The sequence below is a fragment of the Mesorhizobium sp. MC2-1-1 genome, from assembly GCF_057597255.1.
Genome location: NZ_CP195205.1, coordinates 2,763,894 through 2,786,078 on the forward strand (window position 1 = coordinate 2,763,894; position 22,185 = coordinate 2,786,078).

The window sequence follows — 22,185 nt, forward strand, 5'->3', positions numbered from 1 at the left end:
CGAAAGACGCGGTTACTTCACGTTGACCTTCAGTTCCTGCCACAGCGCCAGGTATTTTTCGCGCTGCTCGTCGGTGACCGGCGCCTGGAACTGGATACGCTTGGCGACATCCGGGCTGCCCATGACCTTGCGGTTGAAGGCATCCTCGGGCAGCGCGTCGACCGCCTTGGTGTTGGCCGAGACCGGCGCGCCGACCTTGGTGACCCATTCGACATAGAATTTCGGGTCGATCATGTAATTGATGAAGGCCTCGGCGCCGGCGACGTTCTTGGAGCCGACGGGAATAGAGAAGGCATCGAGCCAAGCGACCGAGCCTTCCTGCGGGATCACCAGCGAGACCGGCAGCTTGAAGTGCGTCTTGGCGCGGTCGGCCGAGCCGCTCCAATAGGTGCCGATGTCGATCTGGTTGGAGGCGACCATCTGGTTCCAGTCGTTCTCCGAGCTCCAGAACGTCTTGATCTGTGGCATCAGCGAGGTGAGCTTCGCCTTGACCGCATCCATATCCTTGATGTCGTTGATGTTCTGTCCCGAAGCCAGCGCGCCGAACTGCACCGCCTCGACGGCATCGTCGCGGATGATGACGCGGCCCTTATGGGCGGGGTTCCACATCTCGGCGATGCTCGTCGGCGGCTTGTCGAAGGATTTCTCGTTGATGGCCAGAGCCGTCAGCCCCCACACCCACGGCACGCCATAGACCTTGCCGTCATGATTGAGCATCGGCGAGCCGGCCTTGTCCTTGGCGATGTCGGCATAGTTGGAAAGCTTCGAGACGTCGATCGGCTGGATCAGCTTGCCGGCCATTGCCTGGTCGTTGAAGGCGGCATTGATCATCACGACATCGTAGAGGCCGGGATTGGTGCGGATCTTGGTCAGCATCTCCTGTTCGGAATTGAAGAAGTCGTTGACCACCTTGAAGCCGGTCGCCTTCTCGAAATTGGCGACCGCCCATGGCTCGTCGGCGCCATAGCCCTTCCAGTTGAGCACATGCACTTCCTCGGCGGCTTGTGCGGCCAGCGTGAAGGCTGAAACGAAGACGGCGGTCGCCGTCAGGAAAGCGGTCAGTCTGGGCATGCGCATGTTGTCTTTCCTCTCATTTGTTTGCCCGATTGACGGGCTTGTTAAGTCGCAGTCGCTTCCGCCCGGCCAAGCGCGGGCGTCGCTTCGCCGCGCTGGGTCAGGAATTCCTCGATTTCTTGATGGGTCGGCGCCGAGGACCCGCCATGGCGAGTGACCGAAAGGGCGGCGGCCGCATTCGCGTAGCGTGCTGCCTCGCAGGGCGAAATGCCGCGCGACAGGCCGCTGACGAAGGCACCGATATGCGTGTCGCCTGCCCCGTTGGTGTCGACGGCTTCCACCTTGAAGCCAGGCACCGCGCGGGTGCCGCCATCGGCAATGCGCACAAGGCAGCCATGAGCGCCGGCGCGGATGACGACACCTTCGGCCTTGGGGCAATGCTCGGCGAGCAACCGGATGGCGACGGTCTGGGCATCGCCGGCACCGGCGATCTCGGCGGCCTCGTCGGTATTGCAGCTCAGCCATGTCGCGCGCGCCAGCACCCTGTCCAGAATCGGTCGCGGAATGTCGGCGATCACCGGCGTAGGGTCGAAGACGAAAGGAATGCCAGCCGGCAACGCCTCGATCCAATCGGCGAGCGCATCGCGGCTGCCGGGATAGCTCAGCGCGTAGCCTGAGGTGAAAACCCAGTCGCCCGGAACAACTTGGACCGGCTTCATCATGTCGAGCGTGAGCCGGCTCTCGGCGCCCGGCCACGAGACGAAGGTCCGCTCGGCGTCGCTGCTGATCATGGCGACGCAATTGCCGCTATCCAGCAAGGGCGATGGCGGCGTCAGCGTCTCGATGCCTTCGGCTGCTAATGCGGCGCGCAGGAAGTCGCCATCCGGCCCCGTGCCGAGTTGCCCGCCGAATACCACCTTCATGCCGGTCCGGCTTGCCGCGACCATCATGTTGAAACCGCCGCCGGCGACCCGCGCATAGCTCGTCGCGGTCTTTTCCGTGCCGGCCGCCGGCAAGGCGTCAATCCGGTAGACGTAATCCACCACCGCGCTGCCGACATGGACGAGCCGTCCGCTCACGCCGCGCCCTCCTTGCCTGGAACGGCCTTGGGGCCGCGTGCTGCAACCAGATCCTCGGCCAGCGCGCGGACATTCGCTATGTCGATGCCATGCAGTCGGGCGATCCGATCCCGCGGCAGTCCCGACAGGCCGGCGCAGGCGCCGGCCATGCCGGCGGCAATCGCCCCGATCGTGTCGGTGTCACCGCCGAGATTGGCCGCGATCACGGCGGCCCGCCACGCATCGCCCTGCGCGACCTCCAGCACCGCGAAGGCTGCCGGAACCGATTCCTGGCTGGCAACGCCGGTGCCGACCAGGTCGACGATCAACTCGATCGCGTCCTTCTCCGCCCTGTCGCGCACCAGCGCCTGCGCCCAGAGAATACGCTCTGCGATGTCGCCGCCGGTGACCCAATGGCCTAGCGCGGCACCAAGTCTTGCGGCTGCGACCGCATGGCCGCAAGCGGCTCGCCAGTCGCTGCCCGCGACACCGAGACTGACGGCGGCGGCGACGGCTGCTGCCGATGCGATGGCTATCGAGGTGTTGTGCGTGGCGCGGCAGGTCTCTGCCACCTTGGCCACGAGCGCGTCGAGCGGGTCCGGCGGCATCATGATCCCGACCGGCGCGATGCGCATCGCCGCGCCATTGGTGTCGCCGCCGCGCCCCGCCTCTTCGGCCGGCACGCCGCTGTTGATGGCGTCGATGGCGCGCTTGGTCGATGGTCCAAGCAGGTCGTAGCTGCCGCGCGCCTTGACGTCGCGTTCCCAGTCGAGCAGCGCGTTGACCCAGCGCGCATGGTCGAAACGCTCGCCGGACTCGACCAGGATGCGGCCAAGCAGCAGCGCCTGTTCGGTGTCGTCGGTGATCGCGCCGGCCGGCAGTCCTTTCGACACCGGGTGATCGGCGGCGGGCGCCACGAAATCCTCGACATGGCCGTAGAGCGCGGCAATGCGGGCAGGCGACAGAAGCTGCGTCGGCATGCCCAGCGCATCGCCCAGCGCCCCGCCGATCAACGCGCCCATGGCCCGATCCAGCGAGGCAGCGTCCGCCATGCTCAGAACTCCAGGTGAAGCGCGAAATGCGCGGGATTGAGCAGGCTGGTGACGAATTCGATGGCGCGCCCGTCGGCGGCGCGCGTCAGCCGGCGCGTGCGCAGGAACGGCGTGCCGGGCGCACAGTCGAGGATCGCGGCGTCGGCCGCGCTCAGCATCTCGATGTCGACCCATTCCTCGCCGTGGTCGGGCACGAGCCCTGCCCCGCGCAGCGTCTGGTGCAGCGTGCCCTCGCGCAGGCCGCGCAGGGGTATGTCTTCCAACTCGGGTGACAGCGGCAGGCGGCTGCGCTCGATCGAGATGGCGTGGCCGTCATCGGCATTGGTGCGGGCGCGGTCGACGGCGATGAAGAACGAGCTTTCGACGCCAAGCCTTCCGGCCAGTTCGGCGTCCTCGATGATCTCGAGCCGCAAGGTGCGGGTCTCGGCATTGGCGCCGGCATTGGCAAGCGCGCGCGACCAGCCGATCGCGTCGTCCACCGGCATGCCGTCGAAGGTCACGAAGGAGCCGATGCCTACCCTGGTGGTGATGAGCCCCCGGCTCGACAACTCCTCCAGCCCCTTGCGCACCGTGTTGCGGCTGACCGAAAAGCGCTGGACGAGCTCGTTTTCACTCTGCAGGCGGTCGCCGAACCCAAGCAGGCCGGAGCGTATCTCATGCTCCAGAACCGTCGCGATCTGCTCGGGCTTGCCCGTGCCGGGAGTAAGCTGTATCGCGCGACGGGCCATATCGATACCTGTTCAATGAACCTGTATAACCCTGTTCATTAGCTTATCTGAAATGAAGCGTCAACGGGCTCTGGCCCGATGGTCAGCGCTCAAACGAAGAAGAACTCCTCGACGCGTTGCCTGGCCTGTTGCAGCACCGGCAGGATGTCGCGCTCCATCGCTTCCACCGAGAAGCGTGCCGACTGCGTAGAGACGTTGATGGCGGCGACGGTGCGGCCGGCGCGATCGACGATCGGCACCGCGATCGAACGCAGACCGAGCTCCAGTTCCTCGTCGACGATGGCGAAGCCATCGGCCCTCGCCTTGTCGATGGCCTTGCCGAGCGGGGCGCGGCCAATGATCGTCTTCGGTGTCCGCCGCTCGAAGGACGCCTCGGCAAGGAAGGTCTTCAACTCGTCCGCCGACAGGCCGGAGAGCAGCACCCGCCCCATCGATGTGCAATAAGCCGGCAGCCTGGTGCCGACATCGAGCGCGACGCTCAGGATGCGCCGTCCGGGAATGCGCGCGACATAGACGACGTCCTCGCCCGACAGCACGGCCGCGTTGCAGGCCTCGTCGAATTTGCCGGCCACCTCGCGCATGATGGGCGCCGCGAAGGTCCAGAGCGAAGCGCCGCCGAGCCAGGTCCGTGCGACGGTCAAAAGGCGCGGCGACAGCGAGAACATTCTGCCTGATTGCGTTGCATAGCCGGTGGCAACCAATGTCAGCAGAAAGCGGCGGGCGCCCGCGCGGGTGAGATCCGCCTCCTCGGCCATCTCGGTCAGCGTCATGCCGCCCGGATGGCGCGCGAGGATTTCCATCACCGCAAGGCCGCGCTCCAGCGAACCGACATGGTCGCGTGAAATTGCTTCATCTTCCATGAGCGCCTCCAGGCCGGCGTTGACTCCGCGCATAGGTTGGAGCTAGAAGTATCTCATGCAAAACATTTGTTCGCAATACGAACTTTTCTGATCCACGGAGTCTGGTGATGGTCAAGTTCCTGCCGCTGAAGGATGCGGTCGCGGAGAACCTGCATGACGGCGACACCGTCGCTTTCGAGGGCTTCACCCATCTGATCCCCACCGCCGCCGCGCATGAGGCGATCCGCCAGGGCTTTCGCGACCTGACTCTCATCCGCATGACGCCCGATTTGATCTACGACCAGATGATCGGCATGGGCATGGCGAAGAAGATCGTCTTCTCCTATGTCGGCAACCCGGGCGTCGGCCTCCTCAGGCGTGCCCGCGACGCAATCGAGAACGGTTTTCCGCGCCCCATCGAGGTCGAGGAGCACAGCCACGCCGGCATGGCCAACGCCTATGAGGCTGGCGCAGCCGGCCTGCCTTGCGCGGTGTTTCGCGGCTATCGCGGCGCCGGGCTCGCCGCGGTCAATCCGAACATCAAATCCGTCACCTGCCCGTTCACCGGCGAGGTGCTTGCCGCCGTTCCGGCGATAAGACCCGACGTCACCTTCATCCATGCGCAAAAGGCGGACCGGAAAGGCAACGTGCTCGTCGAGGGCATTATCGGCGTTCAGAAAGAGGCCGTTCTTGCCGCGAGGCGCGCCGTGGTGACGGTCGAGGAAGTGGTCGACAATTTCGACGACCTCCACCCCAATCTTACCGTGCTGCCGAGCTGGACGATCGCGGCGATTTCGCTCGTGCCTGGCGGCTCGCATCCCTCCTACACGCACGGCTATTACCAGCGCGACAACGCCTCCTATCTGGAATGGGACGAAATCGCCGCCGACCGCGACCGCTTCCAGGCCTGGATCCAGAAGAACGTCATCGAGAGCAGCGCCGACGACTTTGCCGGTCGCGTCGAGCATCTGAGGAAAGCCGCATGAGCGACGCGAAGGATATGGGCTTCACCCCGAACGAGATGATGACGATTGCCGCCAGCCGCGCGCTGAAAAGTGACGATGTCTGTTTCGTGGGCATCGGCGCGCCGTCGGCGGCCTGCAACGTCGCGCGGCTGACGCATGCGCCGGATATCACCTTGATCTATGAGAGCGGCACCATCGGCACCGCGCCTGACATTCTGCCGCTGTCGATCGGCGACGGCGAATTGTGCGAGACGGCGGTCACCACCGTCGCGGTGCCGGAGATGTTCCGCTACTGGCTGCAGGGCGGCCGCATCTCGATTGGCTTTCTGGGCGCCGCCCAGCTCGACAAGTTCGGCAACATCAACACCACCGTCATCGGGGACTACGCGCATCCCAAGACCCGCCTGCCCGGCGGCGGCGGCGCGCCGGAGATCGCCACCTCGTCGAGGCAGGTCTACATCACCATGGCGCAGTCGAAGCGCGGCATGGTCGAGAAGATCGACTTCTTCACCTCGTTCGGCCATGGCGAAGGCGGCGATCACCGCAAGCGCCTCGGCATCGACACCGCCGGCCCGACGCTTCTGATCACCGACCTCGCCATCTGGAAACCGGACCCGGCGACGAAGGAATTCACCGTCGGCTCGTTGCATCCGGGCGTCAGCCGCGAGCAGGTGCAGGAAACCTGTGGCTGGACGGTCAAGTTCGCGGAGGCCCTTGTCGAGACACCGGCGCCGACGGAACTCGAGCTGAAGACATTGCGCGACCTGCAGGCCCGCACCAAGGCGGCGCATCGAGGGACCACCAAAGGGAAAGCTGCATAAATGACTGAAGCCTTCATCTGCGATTACATCCGCACGCCCATCGGCCGCTTCGGCGGTTCGCTGTCCTCCGTCCGCGCAGACGATCTCGGCGCCATTCCGTTGAAGGCGCTGGTCGAGCGCAATCCCGGCGTCGACTGGGCAGCCATCGATGACGTCGTCTATGGCTGCGCCAACCAGGCCGGCGAGGATAACCGCAACGTCGCGCGCATGGCGCTGCTGCTTGCCGGCCTGCCGCAGGACATTCCAGGTTCGACCGTCAATCGCCTCTGCGGCTCGGGTATGGATGCCTCCACCATCGCCGCGCGCGCCATCAAGGCAGGCGAGGCCGAGCTGATGATTGCGGGCGGCGTGGAATCGATGAGCCGCGCCCCCTTCGTCATGCCGAAGGCCGACACCGCCTTTTCGCGCAACGCCGAGATTTACGACACCACCATCGGCTGGCGCTTCGTCAACCCGTTGATGAAGAAGCAGTACGGCGTCGATTCCATGCCGGAGACCGGCGAGAACGTCGCCGAGGATTTTTCCGTCAGCAGAGCCGACCAGGACGCCTTCGCCGTGCGCAGCCAGGACAAGGCGGTGGCAGCGCAAGAGAATGGCCGGCTGGCGAAGGAGATCACGCCGGTGACCATCCCGCAGAGGAAAGGCGACGCGATCGTCGTCTCGAAGGACGAGCATCCGCGCGCCGGCACCACCATAGAGGCTTTGGCCAAATTGCCGACGCCGTTCCGCCCGGGCGGCACGGTGACCGCCGGCAATGCTTCCGGCGTCAATGACGGCGCGGCCGCCCTCATCATCGCCTCCGAGGCAGCGGCGAAGAAGCACGGGCTGACGCCGATCGCCCGTATCCTCGGCGGTGCCGTCGCCGGAGTGGCGCCGCGCATCATGGGCATCGGACCGGCGCCGGCAACGAGGAAGCTTTGCGCCCGCCTCGGTCTGACGCCCGAACAATTCGACGTCATCGAATTGAACGAAGCCTTCGCCTCCCAGGGCATTGCCGTGCTCCGCCAACTCGGAATTTCCGAGGCGGCGGAGCATGTGAACCCCAATGGCGGCGCCATCGCGCTCGGTCATCCGCTCGGCATGTCGGGCGCGCGCATCACCGGCACGGCGGCGCTCGAACTGCGCGAGCGCGGCGGCAAGCTGGCGTTGGCCACCATGTGCATCGGCGTCGGCCAGGGCATCGCCATCGCGCTTGAGCGCGTTTGATCTCTCTTCACGAAACACCGCGTGACGCAGGCAACGGCAACAAATACGATGAGGTCGACAGATATCAGGGTTTGTTCAATGAAAAAGCATTTTTCAAACGAGGAAATTGATTCCTTCATGAAATTGCATGCTGAACGATACCCTGACGCCGTACAAAGAATGCAATTCGTAATGCAGCACCCTTTCGAGGATAATAAGAAGAATACCAGCAGGACCCTTATGGAAATCGGGGAAACTGCTAGATTGCTTGAGTTTTTTAACCGATATACCGAAGTTGAACCGGATGCTTTGCATTATCTAAGACGGGAGGTTTTGGGGCGAGTGGCAGATGGCTTGCGCCTTTCAGCCGTGCGGAACACCGAGAACTGACGCAGAGCGCGCCAAGACCGGTCAATACGGTAGTCCGACGTAGTTCTCGGCCAGCGCGGTGGATGCGGCCTTGGAATGTACGAGATAATCGAGCTCGGCCTCCTGGATGCGTTGGCCGAACTCGCCCGTCTCCGGAAACCGGTGCAGCATCGTCGTCATCCACCAGGAAAAGCGCACCGCTTTCCACACGCGCGCCAGCGCCTTTGACGAATAGGCGTCGAGCCCGGCCTCTGATTTCCCATTATAGAATTCGCGAAGTCCGGCAAACAGATAGCGCACGTCGCTGGCGGCGAGGTTGAGCCCCTTGGCGCCGGTCGGCGGCACGATATGGGCGGCGTCTCCGACCAGGAACAGCCGGTTAAAGCGCATCGGCTCGGCGACGAAGGAGCGCAGCGGCGCGATCGACTTCTCGAAGGACGGCCCGGTGGTGACGGCGGCCGCGATCCGCGGCGGCAGGCGCCGGCGCAACTCGTCCCAGAAACGGTCGTCCGACCATGCCTCGACGCGCTCGTCGGCCGGAACCTGCACATAGTAGCGGCTGCGCCGCGGCGAGCGCATCGAGCAGAGCGCGAAGCCGCGCTCATGATTGGCATAGACCAGCTCGTGGTCGGCCGGCGGCACTTCGGCCAGCACGCCCAGCCAGCCGAACGGATATTGCCGCTCGAACGTTTTCAGCGCGCCCTCCGGCGCCGAGCGGCGGCTGACGCCGTGGTAGCCGTCGCAGCCGGCGATGAAGTCGCAATCGATGCGATGCGTGAGGCCGTCCTTGTCGTAGGTGACGAAGGGCGATGCGCCGTCGAAATCATGCGGCGCGACATTCGACGTTTCGAAGACGGTCAGGAGCTCCGCCGCTTCGCGCTTCCGCATCAGATCCAGCGTCACCTCGGTCTGGCCATAGACGGTGACATGCTTGCCGCCGGTGAGCGCCGTCATGTCGATGCGATGCGCGCGGCCGTCGAAGGCGAGCGAGATGCCTTGATGCGGCAGACCCTGGGCATGCAGCCTGTCCGCCGCGCCCGCTTCGCCGAGAAGGTCGACCGTCCCCTGTTCGAGCACGCCCGCCCGTACCCGGCCAAGCACATGTTCCCGGCTCGACCGTTCGAGAATGATCGTCTCGACGCCCATCGTGGCGAGCAGCTGGCCGAGCAGCAGGCCGGACGGTCCGGAGCCAATGATGGCGACCTGCGTGCGCATCAATGACCGAGGCTCTCGATCTGCGCGCTCATCTCGGCGGCAAGCCGCAGCGCGGCCGCGGTCGCCACGACCATTTGCGGCAGGATGAGCCATTCCAGCGTCCAGGCCGCGCCCGAACGTTCCTGCTCGTGCAACAGTGCCTGGTGCATGCCGGAGAGCTGGACGGCGTTGAATCGCGCCAGCGCCACCAGGGCTTCCGCCTTCACCGGGTTCTGCTTGTGCGGCATGGCCGACGAACCGCCACCGCCGGACAGTTTGATCTCGGACCCGGTCTGCGCCATCAGCGCGACGTCCTGCCCGAACTTGCCGAGGCTGCCGGTGACGAGCGACAGCCAGCCGGCGAACTCGGCAAGCGAGTCACGCTGGCTATGCCATTGCGGCGCATCGCCAAGGCCGAGCTTCGCGGCAAGCGCGGCGCGGACAGTGGCGGCCTTGTCACCGAGCTTTTCCAGCGTGCCGGCGGCGCCGCCGAACTGCAGCACCAGCAGCCGGCCGGAAGGCTCCTTCAAGCGTTCCCGGTGACGTTCGAGCGGCGCGCGCCACGAGAGGATCCGATCGCGCACGGTTATTGGAATTGCCGGCTGCATGCGCGTCATCGCCATGAGCCCGCGATTTCCGAATTCCAGCTCCAGGCCGGTGAGGCGAACGACGTTCTCGCCAAGCAGCAGGCCGATATGGTCGACGACCTGCCGCAGGCGCAGCACCAGCGACGTATCGATCACATCCTGGCTGGTGGCGGCGAAATGCACATATGCATCGTGCGGCGCGCCGACGGCGGCTTTGATCTGACGCACCAGTTCCGGCACCACGACGCCATCCACGGCGACGCCGGCCCGCAGCTTCGCCGTGTCCGGCCGGAATGAAGCCAGCGCTTTCACGATCGCGGCCTCGGCCGCGCTAGGGATCGCGCCGCACTCGGCTTCCGCCTCGGCCAGCGCCCGCTCGAAAGCGAGCATGGCGGCGACATCGGCTTCGACGGAAAAATGCCTGGCCGCCTCCTCGTCGCCGAGCAGGCCGGAAAGCAGCGGGTGATCGAAGGGCGAAACTGTCATGGCGGCCACGGTCAGCTGTCGAAGAAGACCGTCTCCTTTTCGCCCTGCAGATGGATATCGAAGACGTAAGTGTCGCCCCGGCGCTCGGCAATCAGCGTCGGCACGCGCAGGCGATGCTCGATGCGCGCAAGAATCGGGTCCTCGGCATTGGCCTTTTCCTCGTCGGAAAAATAGAGCCTGGTATGCAGACCGATATTGATGCCGCGCGCCACGATCCACAACGTGATATGCGGCGCCATCAGCCGGCCGTCACGAAACGGCACGCGTCCAGGCTTGATCGTCTGGAACAGGCAGACACCCGTTTCCATGTCGGTCGGCTGCCGGCCCCAGCCCTGGAAGTTGGGATCGGCGGCGCCGCGCGTCTCGGCCGGCGAATTGTGGAAGCCTTCGGCGTCCGCCTGCCAGATCTCGATCAGCGCGTCTTTCAGCGGCGTGCCGGTGCCGTCGAACACGCGCATGCGCAATTCGATGCGCTCGCCCCTGGTCTCACTATTGACCATCGCCGAGCCGAGGTCGCTCGCATAGACGCCGCCGATGCCGCAGAAATTGGGTGTCAGCCCGATATGCACATAGGGTCCGGCGGTCTGCGAAGGGCTTTCCTTCAGCCGGTCGAGCGACTGCGCCATCAATTGCCCTCCGGCCTGTTCTCGAACAGCGTCGAGCGGCGCCCGCGCAGCACGATGTCGAACTTGTAGGCGAGCGCGTCCATCGGGATGGTCGACTGCATATCGAGCGCCGCGATCAGTGCCTCGACAGCTCCCTTGTTGGAAATGCCGCCGACGATCGGGCAGCGCCAGATCAGCGGATCGCCCTCGAAATACATCTGCGTGATCAGCCGCTGCGCGAAGCCGTGGCCGAACACCGAAAAATGGATATGCGCCGGCCGCCAGTCGTTCGGCCCGTTCGGCCAGGGATAAGGCCCGGGCCTGACGGTGCGAAAGGCGTAGCCGCCATCCTCGCCGGTGATCGCGCGGCCGCAGCCGCCGAAATTCGGATCGAGCGGGGCGAGATAGCCATCCTTCTTGTGCCGGTAGCGGCCGCCGGCATTGGCCTGCCAGAATTCGAGCAGCACGCCGGGCACGCCCTTGCCGCGTTCGTCCAGCACGCGCCCGTGGACGATGATGCGCTCGCCAATGGCGCTCTCGCCGGCCCTGGCGAAATTATGGATCAGGTCGTTGTCGAGCTCGCCGAGCATCGCGTGCCCGAACACCGGGCCGGTCAATTCCGACAGCGTGTTGTCGAAAGATAGGAGCGCCTTCTGCGGGGAGCGCAGCACCGAGCTCTTGTAGTTCGGCGTGAGCGCGGGCGGATGCCACTGACGGTCGCGCTGGAAGAAGGCGCCGGTTTCCGGCGCCCGGTTGGAGCCGGGCTCAGCCATGGGCGGCTCCATCCATCTGCGCGAACACCTGCTTGGCGATCTTGAAGGCGCGGTTGGCGGCCGGCACGCCGGCATAGATCGCGACGTGCAGGAAGGCTTCGCAGATATCGTCGCGCGAGGCGCCCGTATTGGCGGTGGCGCGCACATGCATGGCCACTTCCTCGTCATGGCCGAGTGCGGCAAGCAGCGCCAGCGTGACGATCGAGCGCTCGCGCTTCGACCAGCCGGGACGCGCCCACACCGTTCCCCAGGCGGCTTCGGTGATCAGTTGCTGGAACGGCCGGTCGAAATCGGTCGCGGCGTCCTCGGCGCGGCCGACATGCGGATCGCCGAGCACGGAGCGGCGGACCTCGAGACCGGTCCGGTAGCGGTTCTTCGTGACATCATCCATGGGCAGGCTTTCCCTCGGGCAACGAGGCGACGAAATCGCGGATCAACGTGACCAACGCTTCGGGCTGCTCGATGCACGGGATATGCGCGCAATTGCGGATCACTTCGAAACGCGCGCCGGGGATCAGTCCGGCCAGCGAGCGGACAAGATCCGGGGGCGTCGAACCATCCTGATCGCCGACGACGCAAAGCGTCGGCACCGCGATACGCCGCGCGCTGTCGGTGAAATCGGCATCGCGCAGCGCCATGCAGGTGCCGATGTAACCAGGCAGAGCCTGCCTGGTGAGCATGTTGCAGCAGCCGGCCAGGTCCGCTGCGCGCCTGGCGTGGAACTCCGGCGTGAACCACACTTTCATGATGCCGTCGGCGATCGCCTCGATGCCGTCGCGCTCGACGGTCGCGATGCGCGTGTTCCAACTCTCGGCGGTGCCGATCTTATGCGCCGTGTCGCTGAGGATCAGCGCCTCAACACATCGGGGGTGGCGGGTATAGAGCCGCTGCGCAATCATGCCGCCGACAGACAGGCCGAAGAGCACGACCTTGTCGAAGCCGAAATGGTCGATCAGGCCGACCAGATCGTCGACATGGTCGTCGATCGAGCGCACGCCGCCGCCGATATCGGAGAGCCCATGGCCGCGCTTGTCGTAGACGAGCATCGGCATTTCGCCCGTCAGTTTCGCGACGACGTCGTCCCAGATGCGGAAGTCGGTGCCCAGCGAATTGATGAAGATGATCGGACGCGACGTGCCGGCCGCCTCGATTTGGCGGTAATGCAGTGTGACGCCGCCTATGCTGACGAATGGCACGATTTCTATCCTCCAAAGCCACATTGCACGAGCAATCTGGTTCGGTAAATCGAAACCATCCGAGCTTGCTTCGGCCGGCTCCTGATGCCAGCTCTCTGCTTCCTATCCCAGCGTCAGCCCCGCCTTCCTCGCCTCTTCTCGCAGGAAGGGCAGGCCGACCTCGATCACGTCGCGCGGATCCTCGGCCACGGGGCGCCAAACGGCGAGACCGCCGGCGATGTCGACATCGACATGGTTCATGCTTTCGAGCGTGATCGCGCCCTGGTAGCCGATATCGGCGATCGCCTTCATGCAGGCGGCCCAGTCGAGCATGCCACGCCCCGGCACGCCGCGATTGGCTTCCGACACATGCACATAGCCGAGATAGGGCGCTGCCGCCTCGAAGCCGGAAGCAAAACTCTCCTCCTCGATATGCATGTGATAGGTGTCGAGATGGATGAAGACGTTGTCGGCGCCGACGCGCTCGATGATGCGAGCCGCATCGATGCCGCGGTTGATCAGATGTGTCTCGTAGCGGTTGCAGGGCTCGATGCCGAGCTTGAGGCCGCGCGACTTCGCCGACTTCGCTGCACGCTCAAGGAAGCGGCACATGCCGTCGATCTCGCGCTGCGTCGGCGCCCGTCCGGTCGTTTTGCCGATCGTGCCGTAAGTGACGCCGCCGAGGGCCTCGCTGCCCACCTCGTTGCAGACCTTGAAGGCCGGCTGGAGGAAGTCGAGCGCCTCGTCCGGCCGCTCGACCACGTCGAGAGAGCGCGGCAGGCCGAGCGACGGGATCAGTTCGACGCCATAGTGGTTGGCGAAGCCGCGCGTGCGCTTGGTGTCGATCTCCTCGGGGCGCAGCAGCGGAATCTCCATCAGGCCGATGCCGAGTTCCTTCAAGCGGTCCATCTGCGGCTCGATACGGGCCAGATCCCAGACCGGAGCGATGGCGAAAGTGTGCAGTCCGAAGGTGTTCATATCAGCCTCGTTGCTCATGCGCCGCGGCCGCGGCAATGTCGCCGCCGCCGACGATGCGGCTGACGACTTCGTTCATGTTGGTGTTGGCGGTGACGAGATCTGCATCCGCCCTGCCGTGGCGCAGCACGACGATACGATCGGTGACCGACAGCACGTCGTTCAGCCGGTGCGAGATCAGGATGACCGCGATGCCTTCAGACTTCAGCCGTCGGATGAGGTCGAGCACGCTCTGCACCTCGCGCACGGCAAGTGCGGCAGTCGGTTCGTCCATGATGACGAGCTTCGGATTGAAGGTCAGCGCACGCGCGATCGCCACCGTCTGCTGCTGCCCCCCGGAGAACGAGCCCACGGACCGGTTGATCGACGGCAGATGTGCGCCCAGCCGTTCAATCATTTTCGCGGCCTGGCGATCCATCTGGCTTTTGTCGACGAAGCCGGGAAAGAGGCCGAACAACCGCTTCGTTGGCTCTCGTCCTAGGAAGATGTTGGAGGCCACGTCCTGTTGTTTGGCCAGAGAAAGATCCTGGTAGATCATCTCGATGCCGAGACGGCGGCGCTGGCCCGGGTCGAGCGCCAGGATGTCCTTGCCGTCGAATTGGATCGAGCCTGTGTCGGCCCGGTAGATGCCGGTGATGGTCTTCATCAGCGTCGACTTGCCGGCGCCGTTGTCGCCGACCAGCCCCACCACCTCGCCGGCCGCTACTGAAAGGTCGACGCCATGCAGCACGTCGACCGCGCCGAAACTCTTGCGGATGCCGCGAAGCGAAAGCAGGGTCATACGCGCGACTCCTTCCGCACCTGGTACTGGTCGATGAAAACCGCGAGGATCAGCACCGCCCCAATCGCCATCTGCTGGTAATAGGACTGCACGGCAAGCAGCGTCAGGCCGTTCTGCAACACGCCCATGATCAGCGCGCCGATCATCGTGCCGAGGATCGAGGCGCGGCCACCGAAGAGATTGGTGCCACCGATGATCGCCGCCGTGATCGCGGTGAGCTCGTAATTGATGCCGGCGGTTGGATCGCCGGCATTGACGCGGGCGGTGAAGAGCAGACCGGCCAGCCCGGCAAGCGCGCCGGAGAGCGTATAGATGATGCGGCGGTGATGCTCGACGCGAATGCCGGCCGCGCGCGCCGCGCCCTCGCTGTCGCCTAGCGCCAGCGTGTGGCGGCCGAAGCGTGTATAGGCGAGCACCGCATGCGCGACGATCGCGGTGAGCACGAAGATGATCACCGGCATCGGGATGCCGAAAGGCCGCCCCTGCCCGATATAGACGATCTCGGGCGGCAAGCCGTAGATCGCTCTGCCCTGCGAAATCACGAGCGCCAGGCCGCGCGCCAGCCCGAGCATTCCGAGCGTGACGATGAAGGCCGGCACGAAGGCGCGGGTCACCAGTTGTCCGTTGATGTAGCCGGCGATCGCGCCGGCCAAAATACAGGCGATCACCGCGAAGACCGACGGCCAGCCGAGATTGACGGCGACGAAGGCGCCTGCCACGCCGGCGAGACCCATCACGGAGCCTAGCGACAGATCGAGCCCGCCCGAGCCGATGACGAAAGTGGCGGCGATCGCCAGTACGCCGATCGTCGAGGTGGCCAGAAGGATGTTGAGGAAGTTGCTGAGCGACAGGAAATAGGGCGACAAGAACGCCATCGCCGTGCTCAGCGCCAGAAGCACCACCAGCGACTCCAGCCTGATGTGGAGCCTTTCGACGGATGCGCGCTGCACCCGAGCCCAGAAGCCGGGCTGCGTCTTTTCGGAAGCCATATCGCCTCGCTGTTGCAAAGAAAGTTGGCTGGCGCAGGGTAGACCCGCGCCAGCCCGTCCGGGAGGACTATTTCACATATTGCAGCATCGGCTCCTTGCCGGCGTCGATCACGTCCTTGGTCAGCACCAAAGTCGGCACTGCGATGCTGTCCTGGACCTTCTCACCGGCCAGCGCCTTCTTGACGTTTTCCACCGCCTGCTTGCCGACGAGATAAGGAAGCTGCGCCACCGATGCATTGAGGCGGCCTTCCTTGATCGACTTCACCGCATCCGAATTGCCGTCGACGCCGATGATCGTCACCTGCGGCCCCTTGCCGGCGGCGTAAACCGATTCCACCGCGCCCAGCGCCATGCCGTCATTGGCGCAGAAGATGGCGACGAGGTCGGGATGCGCGGTCAGCGTGTCGGTGGCGATGGAGGCGGCCTTGCCGCGGTCCCAGTCGCCCGGCAGAGAGGCGACGATTTCGAGCCCGGGCGCCAGTTCCTTCAGCTTGTCGGCGAAGCCCTTGGCGCGCTTTTCGCCGGTGATGTTGCCGGAAAGGCCTTCTATGACCAGAACCGGACCCTTGGCATCCTTGCCGAGCTTGTTGGCGAGATACTCGGCGCCCTGCGCGCCGGCGGCGATGTTGTCGGAACCGATATGGAAGGTCACCTTGACGCCTTCCTTGTCGAGCACCGCCTGGTCGAGATTGTTGTCGAGGTCAACGATTTTGATGCCGGCATCCTGCGCCGACTTCAGGCAAGGCAACAGGTTGGTCGAGTTGATGGCGGCGGTGATCATCGCCACCGGCTTGCGCTCGAGCATCGTGTTGCACAGGTTGAGCTGCGGCTCGGCCGCCTGGTCGCTCTCGGCCGCCTGCTGGAAATATTTCACCCCGGCTTCCTTGGCGCCATCCTCGACGCCTTGCGCCATCGCGCCCCAGAACGGATTGGCCAGCGTCTTCATCAGCACGCCGTACTCGCCGTCCTCGGCCTTGGCGGCGCCGACGGCGCAAAAGGCAAGCGCGGCGCCCACAGCAAGGGTAAATCGATTTATTTTCAAGAAATGCGATGTCATTCGATCCTCCGTTCGATCCTTGGCGCCGACTGCCTCGGCCAGGGTCGGCGCATGCTTCCGTTCACGACAATGGGGGCTTTTGTCGGTCTCCTCCCCCGGAATGCGGACCGCCGCCTGGCGTGCCAACGGATTCCCGCATCAACACCTGGCAGGGCTCGAGGCGCGCCGTGGGTGGTCCCACCGCCCCCTCGACCCTGCGAAACAAAAGGTTCATCGCCTCGCTGGCGATCTGGCGCACCGGCTGCACCACGGCGGCGATGGCCGGCCATGTCACCTGCATCCATTCGGCGTCGTCGAAGCCGACCAGCGAGATGTCGTTCGGGCAATGCCAGCCGCGCCGGCGGAATTCGGACAACGCGACGAGCGTGCCCTTGAGCAACAGCGAGTAGACGGCGGTCGGCCGCTCGCCCCTGGCGAAGTAATCGCGCAGCGAAGCTCTGAGCGGCTCGACGCTGATCTCCGAAGTGATGACGTCGATACGCACCGACGGGTCGAGCGCCAGCGCCTGGGCCCGAAAACCCTCCAAGCGAGCGCGCACGGTTGCCGCACCTTCGGCGAGACCGATGATCAGGATGTGCTTGTGGCCCTTGCCGACCAGCATCCGAGCCACTTCGGCGCTGGCGGCGGCGCTGTCGGCCGAAACCGTGTCGAAGGCGTCGTCGGAGAGCACGCGGTCGATCAGCACGCCGGTCATGCCGTTGGCTTTCATGAAGGCGGCGGCCGGCCCATGCTCGTTGCGCACCGGCGCCAGCACCACGCCGGCAACGCGCCAATCATGCATGCGGGCGAGGATCTCCTTCTCGCGCGCTTCCGATTCACGGCTCGACGCCGCGACCAGCGTATAGCCGCGCTGCTCGGCAAGGCCCTCCAGCTCGGTGACCATCTGGCCGAAAAACTCGCTTTCGAATTCCGGCATGATCGCCCCGATGATGCGACGCTTGGCCCTGCGCATATCGGATGCAAGCGGATCGACGCGGTAACCCAGCCGCTCGACCGCATCGACCACGCGCTGCGCATTCTCCGGCTTCACAGTGGTGACGCCGGCAAGCACCTTGGAGACGGTGGCCGCGGACACGCCGGCATGGCTTGCCACGTCGTGGATCGACGGACGCCGCTGCTGGGCTTCCTGTTGCGCCATTGACCTCCTCCCGAGGGCAGGCAGCGGATTTCTGCCTCGCTGTTTCAATCGATAAATCGATTTTTCATTCTTGTAAATCGGTTCATCGCGAGTAAGACTTGAATATGTGATTGACGCGATCCAATCGCGTCCGGGAGGAAAGACATGTCCGACAACGCCTTGCCGCTGGTCATAAGCGCTCCCGAGCCGCGCACGCTCGACCTGATCTTCACGCCGCCGCAACTGGCGCGCCTTCGCAAAAGCTATCGCATCGTCGAGACCACGCCGGAAGGCGTCGCCGCCCTGCCGTCCGAAACATTGGCCGAGGCGCGTTACATCATCGGCCAGCCGCCGATTTCAGACGAGACGCTGGAAAAGCTGAAGGCGCTGCGCTGCATCTTCAATGTCGAGACCAATCTGCTCAACAACATGCCCTATGAGACGCTGTTCGCACGCGGCATCCACGTCGTCACCACCGGCCTGGTCTTCGCCGAGCCGGTGGCGGAACTCGGCCTCGCCATGGCCCTGAACCTGGCCAGAGACATCGTCGATGCCGACCTCGCTTTCCGGCAAGGCAAGGAATTGTGGGGCGGCGACGGCAACCAGTCCGCGCGGCTGCTCTCCGGCGCCGATGTCGGCATCATCGGCTTCGGCGATCTCGGCCGCGCGCTCAACCGCTTGCTGACCGGCTTCCGCACCCGCACCAAGGTCTACGATCCATGGCTGCCGCCATCGATCCTTGTCGACAACGGCGTCGAGCCGGCCTCGCTGGACGAGGTGCTGTCTCAAAGCGACTTCGTCTTCGTCGTCGCTTCGGTCACCAGCGAGAACCAGGGTTTCCTAGGCGCCGATGCCTTTGCCAGGATGCGCAAGGGCGCGGCCTTCATCCTGCTCAGCCGCGCCGGCGTCGTCGATTTCGCAGCGCTTATGGCGGCGGTGAAGAGGGGCCACATCGTCGCCGCAAGTGACGTCTTCCCGGAAGAGCCGCTGGCGAAGGACCATCCAGTCCGCGCCCTCCCCGGCTTCCTGCGCTCGGCGCACCGCGCCGGCGCACTCGACATCGCCTTCAAGCGCATGGGCGACATGGTGCTGGAGGACATGGACCTCGTCGACCGTGGCCTGCCGCCGCTGCGCTCCAAGCGCGCCGAGCGCGAGACGGTGTCAAGGATGCGCTCCAAGCCCGTCGACAGGAATTGATCGATCGAGCCCTCTACACGGTGCCCAGACGAAGCGCGTCTCGCGCAATTTGCCAGGCCGACTCGACATGCCGCCGGGCCGCGGCCTCCGCTGCCTCCGGATTGCGCGAGCGGATCGCATTCATGATCGCGTGCATCTCGGCGATCGCCGGCTCGCGGCGGTTCTGCGACAGGATCGTCATCGACCGCAACTGGTTGATGCGGACGTTGAGACCGGTGACGATCTCCCAGGCGATGCGCTTGTCAGCGGCTTCGAACAGCACCTCGTAGAAGCTCGCGGTGGCCCTCATCACCTCGGCTGGCACGCCCGATGCCCAGGCCTCGAGCAATTTCGCCAGCGCCGCATCGAGCAGCGCGATCTGATCGTCAGTGGCCGATGTCGCGCAGGCTTTCGCCGCTATGCCCTCCAGCAGGGCGCGCAGCTCGTAGATCTCATCGGTCCGGCCGAGGTCGGGCTTCGCCACGGCCGGACCGTGCCCCGGTATCATCTGCACCAGTCCTTCGGCTTCCAGTTGCCGCAGCACCTCGCGCACGACCGAGCGGCTGACCCCGAGCTGATCGCATAACGGCCGCTCGACCAGCCTTTCGCCGGGCTGGAAATGGAAATCCATGATCGCCTCGCGCATGCGCTCCAGCGCCAGCGTCCTCAACGTCTTGGCGGAGCGGTCGATGCGGAGCGTGTCGTCAGCCATTTTCCTCAAATCCCTAGCCCTGTCACAAAAACAGATTCCATGACCGATTGACAAGGTGCGCTGCATTCCATAGCATGGTATACCATAAGACGATACAGAAATCGATGCAGCCCTGAGCGGCTCATCCCAAGGAATTCCATGCAGCCGGCCATCCGCAAGATCGTGACCTACACCGAAAACACGCTGATCGAAGGCGGCAAGGCAGCGCCGCGTCCGCTGCGCCTGATCGGCGTCGCCGCGGTACTGACCAACCCGTGGGCCGGACGTGGCTTCATCGAGGATCTTTCGCCCGAAATCCGAGCGTTAGCCCCTGTCCTTGGCGAGATGCTGACCGCGGAGGTCATCAATGCGGCAGGTTCCGGCGAGGCGATCGAAGGCTACGGCAAGGCTGCAATCTGCGGCACGTCGGGAGAGATCGAGCATGCGTCTGCACTGATCCACACGCTGCATTTCGGCAACCACTACCGCCGCGCCATCGGCGCCAAGACCTATCTCGCCTTCACCAATCTACGCGGCGGCCCCAACACGCCGATCATGATCCCGCTGATGGACAAGAACGACGAAGGTCGCCGCTCCCATTACCTCACAGTGCATTTCCAGATCGGCGACGCACCTGCCCCTGACGAGCTGGTGGTGGCGCTTGGCGCATCGATTGGTGGCCGTCCGCACCACCGCATCGGCGACCGCTACCAGGACCTGAAGGAGGTGGGAGATCTGCATGGCTGACGCAGCAATGATCCGCAGCAGGGCTCCCGACGGTACCGGCTTCATTCGTGCCGGTTCAGGGGCCCCTGTCCTGCTGATCCACGGCGTCGGCATGGATGCGGCGATCTGGCGGCCGCAGATTGTCGCGATGCAGGACAGGTTCGACCTCGTCGCCATCGATCTGCTCGGTCACGGCGCCTCGCCACTGCCCCCGGAAAACGCAGACCTCTCCGACTTCGCCGATCAGGCGATCCGATTGCTCGATCATCTCGGCCTGGGCCGCGTGGCCGTCGTCGGCCATTCCATGGGCGCGCTGGTCGCACAGGACATCGCGCTGCGCGCGCCGTCACGCGTCGCCTCGCTCGTCTGTCTCAACGCCGTCTTCCGTCGCCCGCCCGAACTCGCGCGGGCCGTGCGCGAAAGGGCCGCAGCGCTCGGCGGCCCCCACGATCCGTCGGCCATCGCCGCGACAATTGCTCGCTGGTTCGGTGATCCGGTCCCGCCGATTCTGGTGGACGCTGCGGCAACGGCCCGCTCGGCGCTTGAGAGCGTCGATGCCGAGGGCTATGCCCGCACCTACCGCCTCTTTGCCAGCGCGGATACCGCGCACGCCGATCGTCTCGGCGACTTGGCAGCACCCGCCCTGTTCATGACAGGTTCGGAAGACCGCAACTCGACGCCCGCCATGTCCGCCGCGATGGCGCGCCTTGCGCCGGCTGGACGATGCCTGGTTCTGAGCGGCGAAAAGCACATGATGACAATCGCTTCGCCGCAAAAAGTGACTCAGCGCATCACGGCCTTTCTCGACCAGGTGGCAGATGTTCCCGCAGGCGCCGAGGTGAGTCCGACGTTCGACGCCATGGAGTTCCGGCGCGCCCTGGGTTCCTTCCTCACCGGCGTCACCATCGTCACCACCATCGACGAGGCCGGTGATGCGCGCGGCTTCACCGCCAACTCCTTCACCTCGGTCTCGCTCGAGCCGCCGCTGGTGCTGGTCTGCATCGCCAAGAAGGCACTGGGGCATCAGGCCTTCTCGACCTCCAAGGGCTTTGCCATCAACATCCTCTCCGAAGACCAGAAGGCGGCATCCGGCATCTTCGCCTCCAAGGCCGCGGACAAGTTCGCGTCCGTCGCTTGGCAGCCCGGACAGACCGGAAATCCACTGATCGAGGGATCGGTCGCGGTGTTCGATTGCGGCATGGAGCAGTTGGTCGATGCCGGCGATCATTCGATCCTCATCGGCCGCGTCCATGACTTCACCCACAACGGCGCCCAGCCTCTCGGCTACTGCCGCGGCGCCTATGTCACGCCGGGTCTCAGCCAGGAAGCGCTTGCGGCGGCTCCGCCCGGAACCGAGGTCGGCGCCATTCTGGAGAATGAAGGCCGCGTGCTCTTCTTCGAGACCGCGGAGGAATCCTACCAGTTGCCGGCCGGTCGCGGCCTCGGCACCGCGAGCGATGCCCGCAGCCTCAGGGGGAGACTTGCGGCAAAGGCGATCGATGCCGAGCTCGGCTTCCTCTACGCGGTATGGGACGACGCGACGAACGTGTCGCGCACCCACGTCTACTATCGTGGAACGGTCGACTCCCCTCTCTCCGGGGACGGCCAGGTCCGCTTCGTCGAGATCGAACGGATCGCCGAACTGAAGATCGCCGATCCCGCGGTTCGTTCGATGCTGGCGCGTTATGCGCGCGAGCGAACGGAAGACATGTTCGGCGTCTATGTCGGCAACGAAGTCGAAGGCGAGGTCCGGCCACTCGCCAAGCCGGCGCCGTCGGCACCGATCCATTCCGGCCCAATCCATTCCGGCAAGCGGTGAGAT

24 protein-coding genes are annotated in these 22,185 nt (G+C 65.1%); 7 read left to right on the plus strand and 17 right to left on the minus strand.

Going from position 1 to position 22,185, the window contains the following annotated elements:
• Positions 1–12 precede the first annotated feature (12 nt).
• The 5 genes from ACR64R_RS13775 to ACR64R_RS13795 all read right to left on the minus strand — a co-directional run bounded on the left by ACR64R_RS13775 (position 13) and on the right by ACR64R_RS13795 (position 4,712).
• Entirely contained in the window at positions 13–1,077 is a 1,065-nt protein-coding gene (locus ACR64R_RS13775; RefSeq protein WP_487362158.1) for an ABC transporter substrate-binding protein, read from the minus strand.
• Positions 1,078–1,118: 41 nt separating this feature from the next.
• Entirely contained in the window at positions 1,119–2,093 is a 975-nt protein-coding gene (locus tag ACR64R_RS13780; RefSeq protein ID WP_487362159.1) for a PfkB family carbohydrate kinase, read from the minus strand.
• Entirely contained in the window at positions 2,090–3,124 is a 1,035-nt protein-coding gene (locus ACR64R_RS13785) for an ADP-ribosylglycohydrolase family protein (protein ID WP_487362160.1), read from the minus strand. Before ACR64R_RS13785 ends, ACR64R_RS13780 begins: the two co-directional genes overlap by 4 nt.
• Before the next feature lie 2 nt (positions 3,125–3,126).
• Positions 3,127–3,852 (minus strand): GntR family transcriptional regulator, encoded by a 726-nt coding sequence (locus ACR64R_RS13790; protein WP_487362161.1) that lies wholly within the window; start codon positions 3,850–3,852, stop codon positions 3,127–3,129.
• A gap of 89 nt (positions 3,853–3,941) precedes the next feature.
• Positions 3,942–4,712, minus strand: a complete 771-nt coding sequence (locus tag ACR64R_RS13795) for an IclR family transcriptional regulator domain-containing protein (RefSeq protein WP_487362162.1) — start codon at positions 4,710–4,712, stop codon at positions 3,942–3,944.
• A 107-nt stretch (positions 4,713–4,819) separates the two neighbouring features.
• Here ACR64R_RS13795 and ACR64R_RS13800 point away from each other — a divergent pair, with 107 nt between their 5' ends.
• From ACR64R_RS13800 to ACR64R_RS13815, 4 genes are all read left to right on the plus strand, one after another.
• Complete coding sequence (locus ACR64R_RS13800) at positions 4,820–5,677, plus strand: CoA transferase subunit A (protein ID WP_487362163.1); 858 nt, start codon at positions 4,820–4,822, stop codon at positions 5,675–5,677.
• Positions 5,674–6,477, plus strand: a complete 804-nt coding sequence (locus tag ACR64R_RS13805) for a CoA-transferase subunit beta (RefSeq protein WP_487362164.1) — start codon at positions 5,674–5,676, stop codon at positions 6,475–6,477. Before ACR64R_RS13800 ends, ACR64R_RS13805 begins: the two co-directional genes overlap by 4 nt.
• On the plus strand, positions 6,478–7,683 hold the full coding sequence (pcaF, locus tag ACR64R_RS13810) for a 3-oxoadipyl-CoA thiolase (RefSeq protein ID WP_487362165.1): 1,206 nt from the start codon (positions 6,478–6,480) through the stop codon (positions 7,681–7,683).
• 78 nt (positions 7,684–7,761) lie between these two features.
• On the plus strand, positions 7,762–8,052 hold the full coding sequence (locus tag ACR64R_RS13815) for a hypothetical protein (protein ID WP_487362166.1): 291 nt from the start codon (positions 7,762–7,764) through the stop codon (positions 8,050–8,052).
• Between the two features lie 21 nt (positions 8,053–8,073).
• Here the strand turns inward: ACR64R_RS13815 and pobA are convergent, their stop codons facing one another.
• The 11 genes from pobA to ACR64R_RS13870 all read right to left on the minus strand — a co-directional run bounded on the left by pobA (position 8,074) and on the right by ACR64R_RS13870 (position 17,791).
• Entirely contained in the window at positions 8,074–9,246 is a 1,173-nt protein-coding gene (pobA, locus tag ACR64R_RS13820) for a 4-hydroxybenzoate 3-monooxygenase (RefSeq protein WP_487362167.1), read from the minus strand.
• On the minus strand, positions 9,246–10,298 hold the full coding sequence (locus ACR64R_RS13825; RefSeq protein ID WP_487362168.1) for a 3-carboxy-cis,cis-muconate cycloisomerase: 1,053 nt from the start codon (positions 10,296–10,298) through the stop codon (positions 9,246–9,248). The genes pobA and ACR64R_RS13825 overlap by 1 nt, the downstream gene beginning before the upstream one ends.
• 11 nt (positions 10,299–10,309) lie before the next feature.
• The gene (pcaG, locus tag ACR64R_RS13830; RefSeq protein WP_487362169.1) at positions 10,310–10,924 is read right to left on the minus strand and encodes a protocatechuate 3,4-dioxygenase subunit alpha; all 615 of its coding nucleotides are present in this window, start codon (positions 10,922–10,924) and stop codon (positions 10,310–10,312) included.
• Positions 10,924–11,676: a protocatechuate 3,4-dioxygenase subunit beta gene (gene pcaH, locus ACR64R_RS13835; protein WP_487362170.1), complete on the minus strand. Its 753-nt coding sequence runs from the start codon at positions 11,674–11,676 to the stop codon at positions 10,924–10,926. Before pcaH ends, pcaG begins: the two co-directional genes overlap by 1 nt.
• On the minus strand, positions 11,669–12,067 hold the full coding sequence (pcaC, locus tag ACR64R_RS13840; protein ID WP_487362171.1) for a 4-carboxymuconolactone decarboxylase: 399 nt from the start codon (positions 12,065–12,067) through the stop codon (positions 11,669–11,671). Before pcaC ends, pcaH begins: the two co-directional genes overlap by 8 nt.
• Positions 12,060–12,872, minus strand: a complete 813-nt coding sequence (gene pcaD / locus ACR64R_RS13845; protein WP_487362172.1) for a 3-oxoadipate enol-lactonase — start codon at positions 12,870–12,872, stop codon at positions 12,060–12,062. The genes pcaC and pcaD overlap by 8 nt, the downstream gene beginning before the upstream one ends.
• A gap of 102 nt (positions 12,873–12,974) precedes the next feature.
• The gene (locus tag ACR64R_RS13850; RefSeq protein ID WP_487362173.1) at positions 12,975–13,829 is read right to left on the minus strand and encodes a sugar phosphate isomerase/epimerase family protein; all 855 of its coding nucleotides are present in this window, start codon (positions 13,827–13,829) and stop codon (positions 12,975–12,977) included.
• Position 13,830: 1 nt separating this feature from the next.
• Positions 13,831–14,607 carry an ATP-binding cassette domain-containing protein gene (locus ACR64R_RS13855; RefSeq protein ID WP_487362174.1) on the minus strand — a complete coding sequence of 259 codons (777 nt, stop codon included), beginning with the start codon at positions 14,605–14,607 and terminating at the stop codon, positions 13,831–13,833.
• The gene (locus tag ACR64R_RS13860; protein ID WP_487362175.1) at positions 14,604–15,596 is read right to left on the minus strand and encodes an ABC transporter permease; all 993 of its coding nucleotides are present in this window, start codon (positions 15,594–15,596) and stop codon (positions 14,604–14,606) included. The genes ACR64R_RS13855 and ACR64R_RS13860 overlap by 4 nt, the downstream gene beginning before the upstream one ends.
• A 67-nt stretch (positions 15,597–15,663) precedes the next feature.
• Complete coding sequence (locus ACR64R_RS13865; RefSeq protein WP_487362176.1) at positions 15,664–16,653, minus strand: sugar ABC transporter substrate-binding protein; 990 nt, start codon at positions 16,651–16,653, stop codon at positions 15,664–15,666.
• A gap of 61 nt (positions 16,654–16,714) precedes the next feature.
• Complete coding sequence (locus tag ACR64R_RS13870; RefSeq protein ID WP_487362177.1) at positions 16,715–17,791, minus strand: LacI family DNA-binding transcriptional regulator; 1,077 nt, start codon at positions 17,789–17,791, stop codon at positions 16,715–16,717.
• Between the two features lie 144 nt (positions 17,792–17,935).
• Between ACR64R_RS13870 and ACR64R_RS13875 the strand changes: the two genes are divergently transcribed.
• Positions 17,936–18,967 carry a hydroxyacid dehydrogenase gene (locus ACR64R_RS13875; protein WP_487362178.1) on the plus strand — a complete coding sequence of 344 codons (1,032 nt, stop codon included), beginning with the start codon at positions 17,936–17,938 and terminating at the stop codon, positions 18,965–18,967.
• Positions 18,968–18,980: 13 nt separating this feature from the next.
• Here the strand turns inward: ACR64R_RS13875 and ACR64R_RS13880 are convergent, their stop codons facing one another.
• On the minus strand, positions 18,981–19,658 hold the full coding sequence (locus ACR64R_RS13880; protein WP_487362179.1) for a GntR family transcriptional regulator: 678 nt from the start codon (positions 19,656–19,658) through the stop codon (positions 18,981–18,983).
• A 138-nt stretch (positions 19,659–19,796) separates the two neighbouring features.
• Between ACR64R_RS13880 and ACR64R_RS13885 the strand changes: the two genes are divergently transcribed.
• Positions 19,797–20,384: an amino acid synthesis family protein gene (locus tag ACR64R_RS13885; RefSeq protein ID WP_487362180.1), complete on the plus strand. Its 588-nt coding sequence runs from the start codon at positions 19,797–19,799 to the stop codon at positions 20,382–20,384.
• The gene (locus ACR64R_RS13890; protein ID WP_487362181.1) at positions 20,377–22,182 is read left to right on the plus strand and encodes an alpha/beta fold hydrolase; all 1,806 of its coding nucleotides are present in this window, start codon (positions 20,377–20,379) and stop codon (positions 22,180–22,182) included. Before ACR64R_RS13885 ends, ACR64R_RS13890 begins: the two co-directional genes overlap by 8 nt.
• Positions 22,183–22,185 lie beyond the last annotated feature (3 nt).

What these genes read in the sequence shown, in the direction of transcription:
- ACR64R_RS13775 (WP_487362158.1), bottom strand. Translation starts at nt 1,077, where the DNA reads ATGCGCATGCCCAGACTGACCGCTTTCCTGACGGCGACCGCCGTCTTC.
- ACR64R_RS13785 (WP_487362160.1), bottom strand. Translation starts at nt 3,124, where the DNA reads ATGGCGGACGCTGCCTCGCTGGATCGGGCCATGGGCGCGTTGATCGGC.
- ACR64R_RS13790 (WP_487362161.1), bottom strand. Translation starts at nt 3,852, where the DNA reads ATGGCCCGTCGCGCGATACAGCTTACTCCCGGCACGGGCAAGCCCGAG.
- ACR64R_RS13795 (WP_487362162.1), bottom strand. Translation starts at nt 4,712, where the DNA reads ATGGAAGATGAAGCAATTTCACGCGACCATGTCGGTTCGCTGGAGCGC.
- ACR64R_RS13800 (WP_487362163.1), top strand. Translation starts at nt 4,820, where the DNA reads ATGGTCAAGTTCCTGCCGCTGAAGGATGCGGTCGCGGAGAACCTGCAT.
- ACR64R_RS13805 (WP_487362164.1), top strand. Translation starts at nt 5,674, where the DNA reads ATGAGCGACGCGAAGGATATGGGCTTCACCCCGAACGAGATGATGACG.
- pcaF (WP_487362165.1), top strand. Translation starts at nt 6,478, where the DNA reads ATGACTGAAGCCTTCATCTGCGATTACATCCGCACGCCCATCGGCCGC.
- ACR64R_RS13815 (WP_487362166.1), top strand. Translation starts at nt 7,762, where the DNA reads ATGAAAAAGCATTTTTCAAACGAGGAAATTGATTCCTTCATGAAATTG.
- pobA (WP_487362167.1), bottom strand. Translation starts at nt 9,246, where the DNA reads ATGCGCACGCAGGTCGCCATCATTGGCTCCGGACCGTCCGGCCTGCTG.
- ACR64R_RS13825 (WP_487362168.1), bottom strand. Translation starts at nt 10,298, where the DNA reads ATGACAGTTTCGCCCTTCGATCACCCGCTGCTTTCCGGCCTGCTCGGC.
- pcaG (WP_487362169.1), bottom strand. Translation starts at nt 10,924, where the DNA reads ATGGCGCAGTCGCTCGACCGGCTGAAGGAAAGCCCTTCGCAGACCGCC.
- pcaH (WP_487362170.1), bottom strand. Translation starts at nt 11,676, where the DNA reads ATGGCTGAGCCCGGCTCCAACCGGGCGCCGGAAACCGGCGCCTTCTTC.
- pcaC (WP_487362171.1), bottom strand. Translation starts at nt 12,067, where the DNA reads ATGGATGATGTCACGAAGAACCGCTACCGGACCGGTCTCGAGGTCCGC.
- ACR64R_RS13850 (WP_487362173.1), bottom strand. Translation starts at nt 13,829, where the DNA reads ATGAACACCTTCGGACTGCACACTTTCGCCATCGCTCCGGTCTGGGAT.
- ACR64R_RS13855 (WP_487362174.1), bottom strand. Translation starts at nt 14,607, where the DNA reads ATGACCCTGCTTTCGCTTCGCGGCATCCGCAAGAGTTTCGGCGCGGTC.
- ACR64R_RS13860 (WP_487362175.1), bottom strand. Translation starts at nt 15,596, where the DNA reads ATGGCTTCCGAAAAGACGCAGCCCGGCTTCTGGGCTCGGGTGCAGCGC.
- ACR64R_RS13865 (WP_487362176.1), bottom strand. Translation starts at nt 16,653, where the DNA reads ATGACATCGCATTTCTTGAAAATAAATCGATTTACCCTTGCTGTGGGC.
- ACR64R_RS13870 (WP_487362177.1), bottom strand. Translation starts at nt 17,791, where the DNA reads ATGGCGCAACAGGAAGCCCAGCAGCGGCGTCCGTCGATCCACGACGTG.
- ACR64R_RS13875 (WP_487362178.1), top strand. Translation starts at nt 17,936, where the DNA reads ATGTCCGACAACGCCTTGCCGCTGGTCATAAGCGCTCCCGAGCCGCGC.
- ACR64R_RS13880 (WP_487362179.1), bottom strand. Translation starts at nt 19,658, where the DNA reads ATGGCTGACGACACGCTCCGCATCGACCGCTCCGCCAAGACGTTGAGG.
- ACR64R_RS13885 (WP_487362180.1), top strand. Translation starts at nt 19,797, where the DNA reads ATGCAGCCGGCCATCCGCAAGATCGTGACCTACACCGAAAACACGCTG.
- ACR64R_RS13890 (WP_487362181.1), top strand. Translation starts at nt 20,377, where the DNA reads ATGGCTGACGCAGCAATGATCCGCAGCAGGGCTCCCGACGGTACCGGC.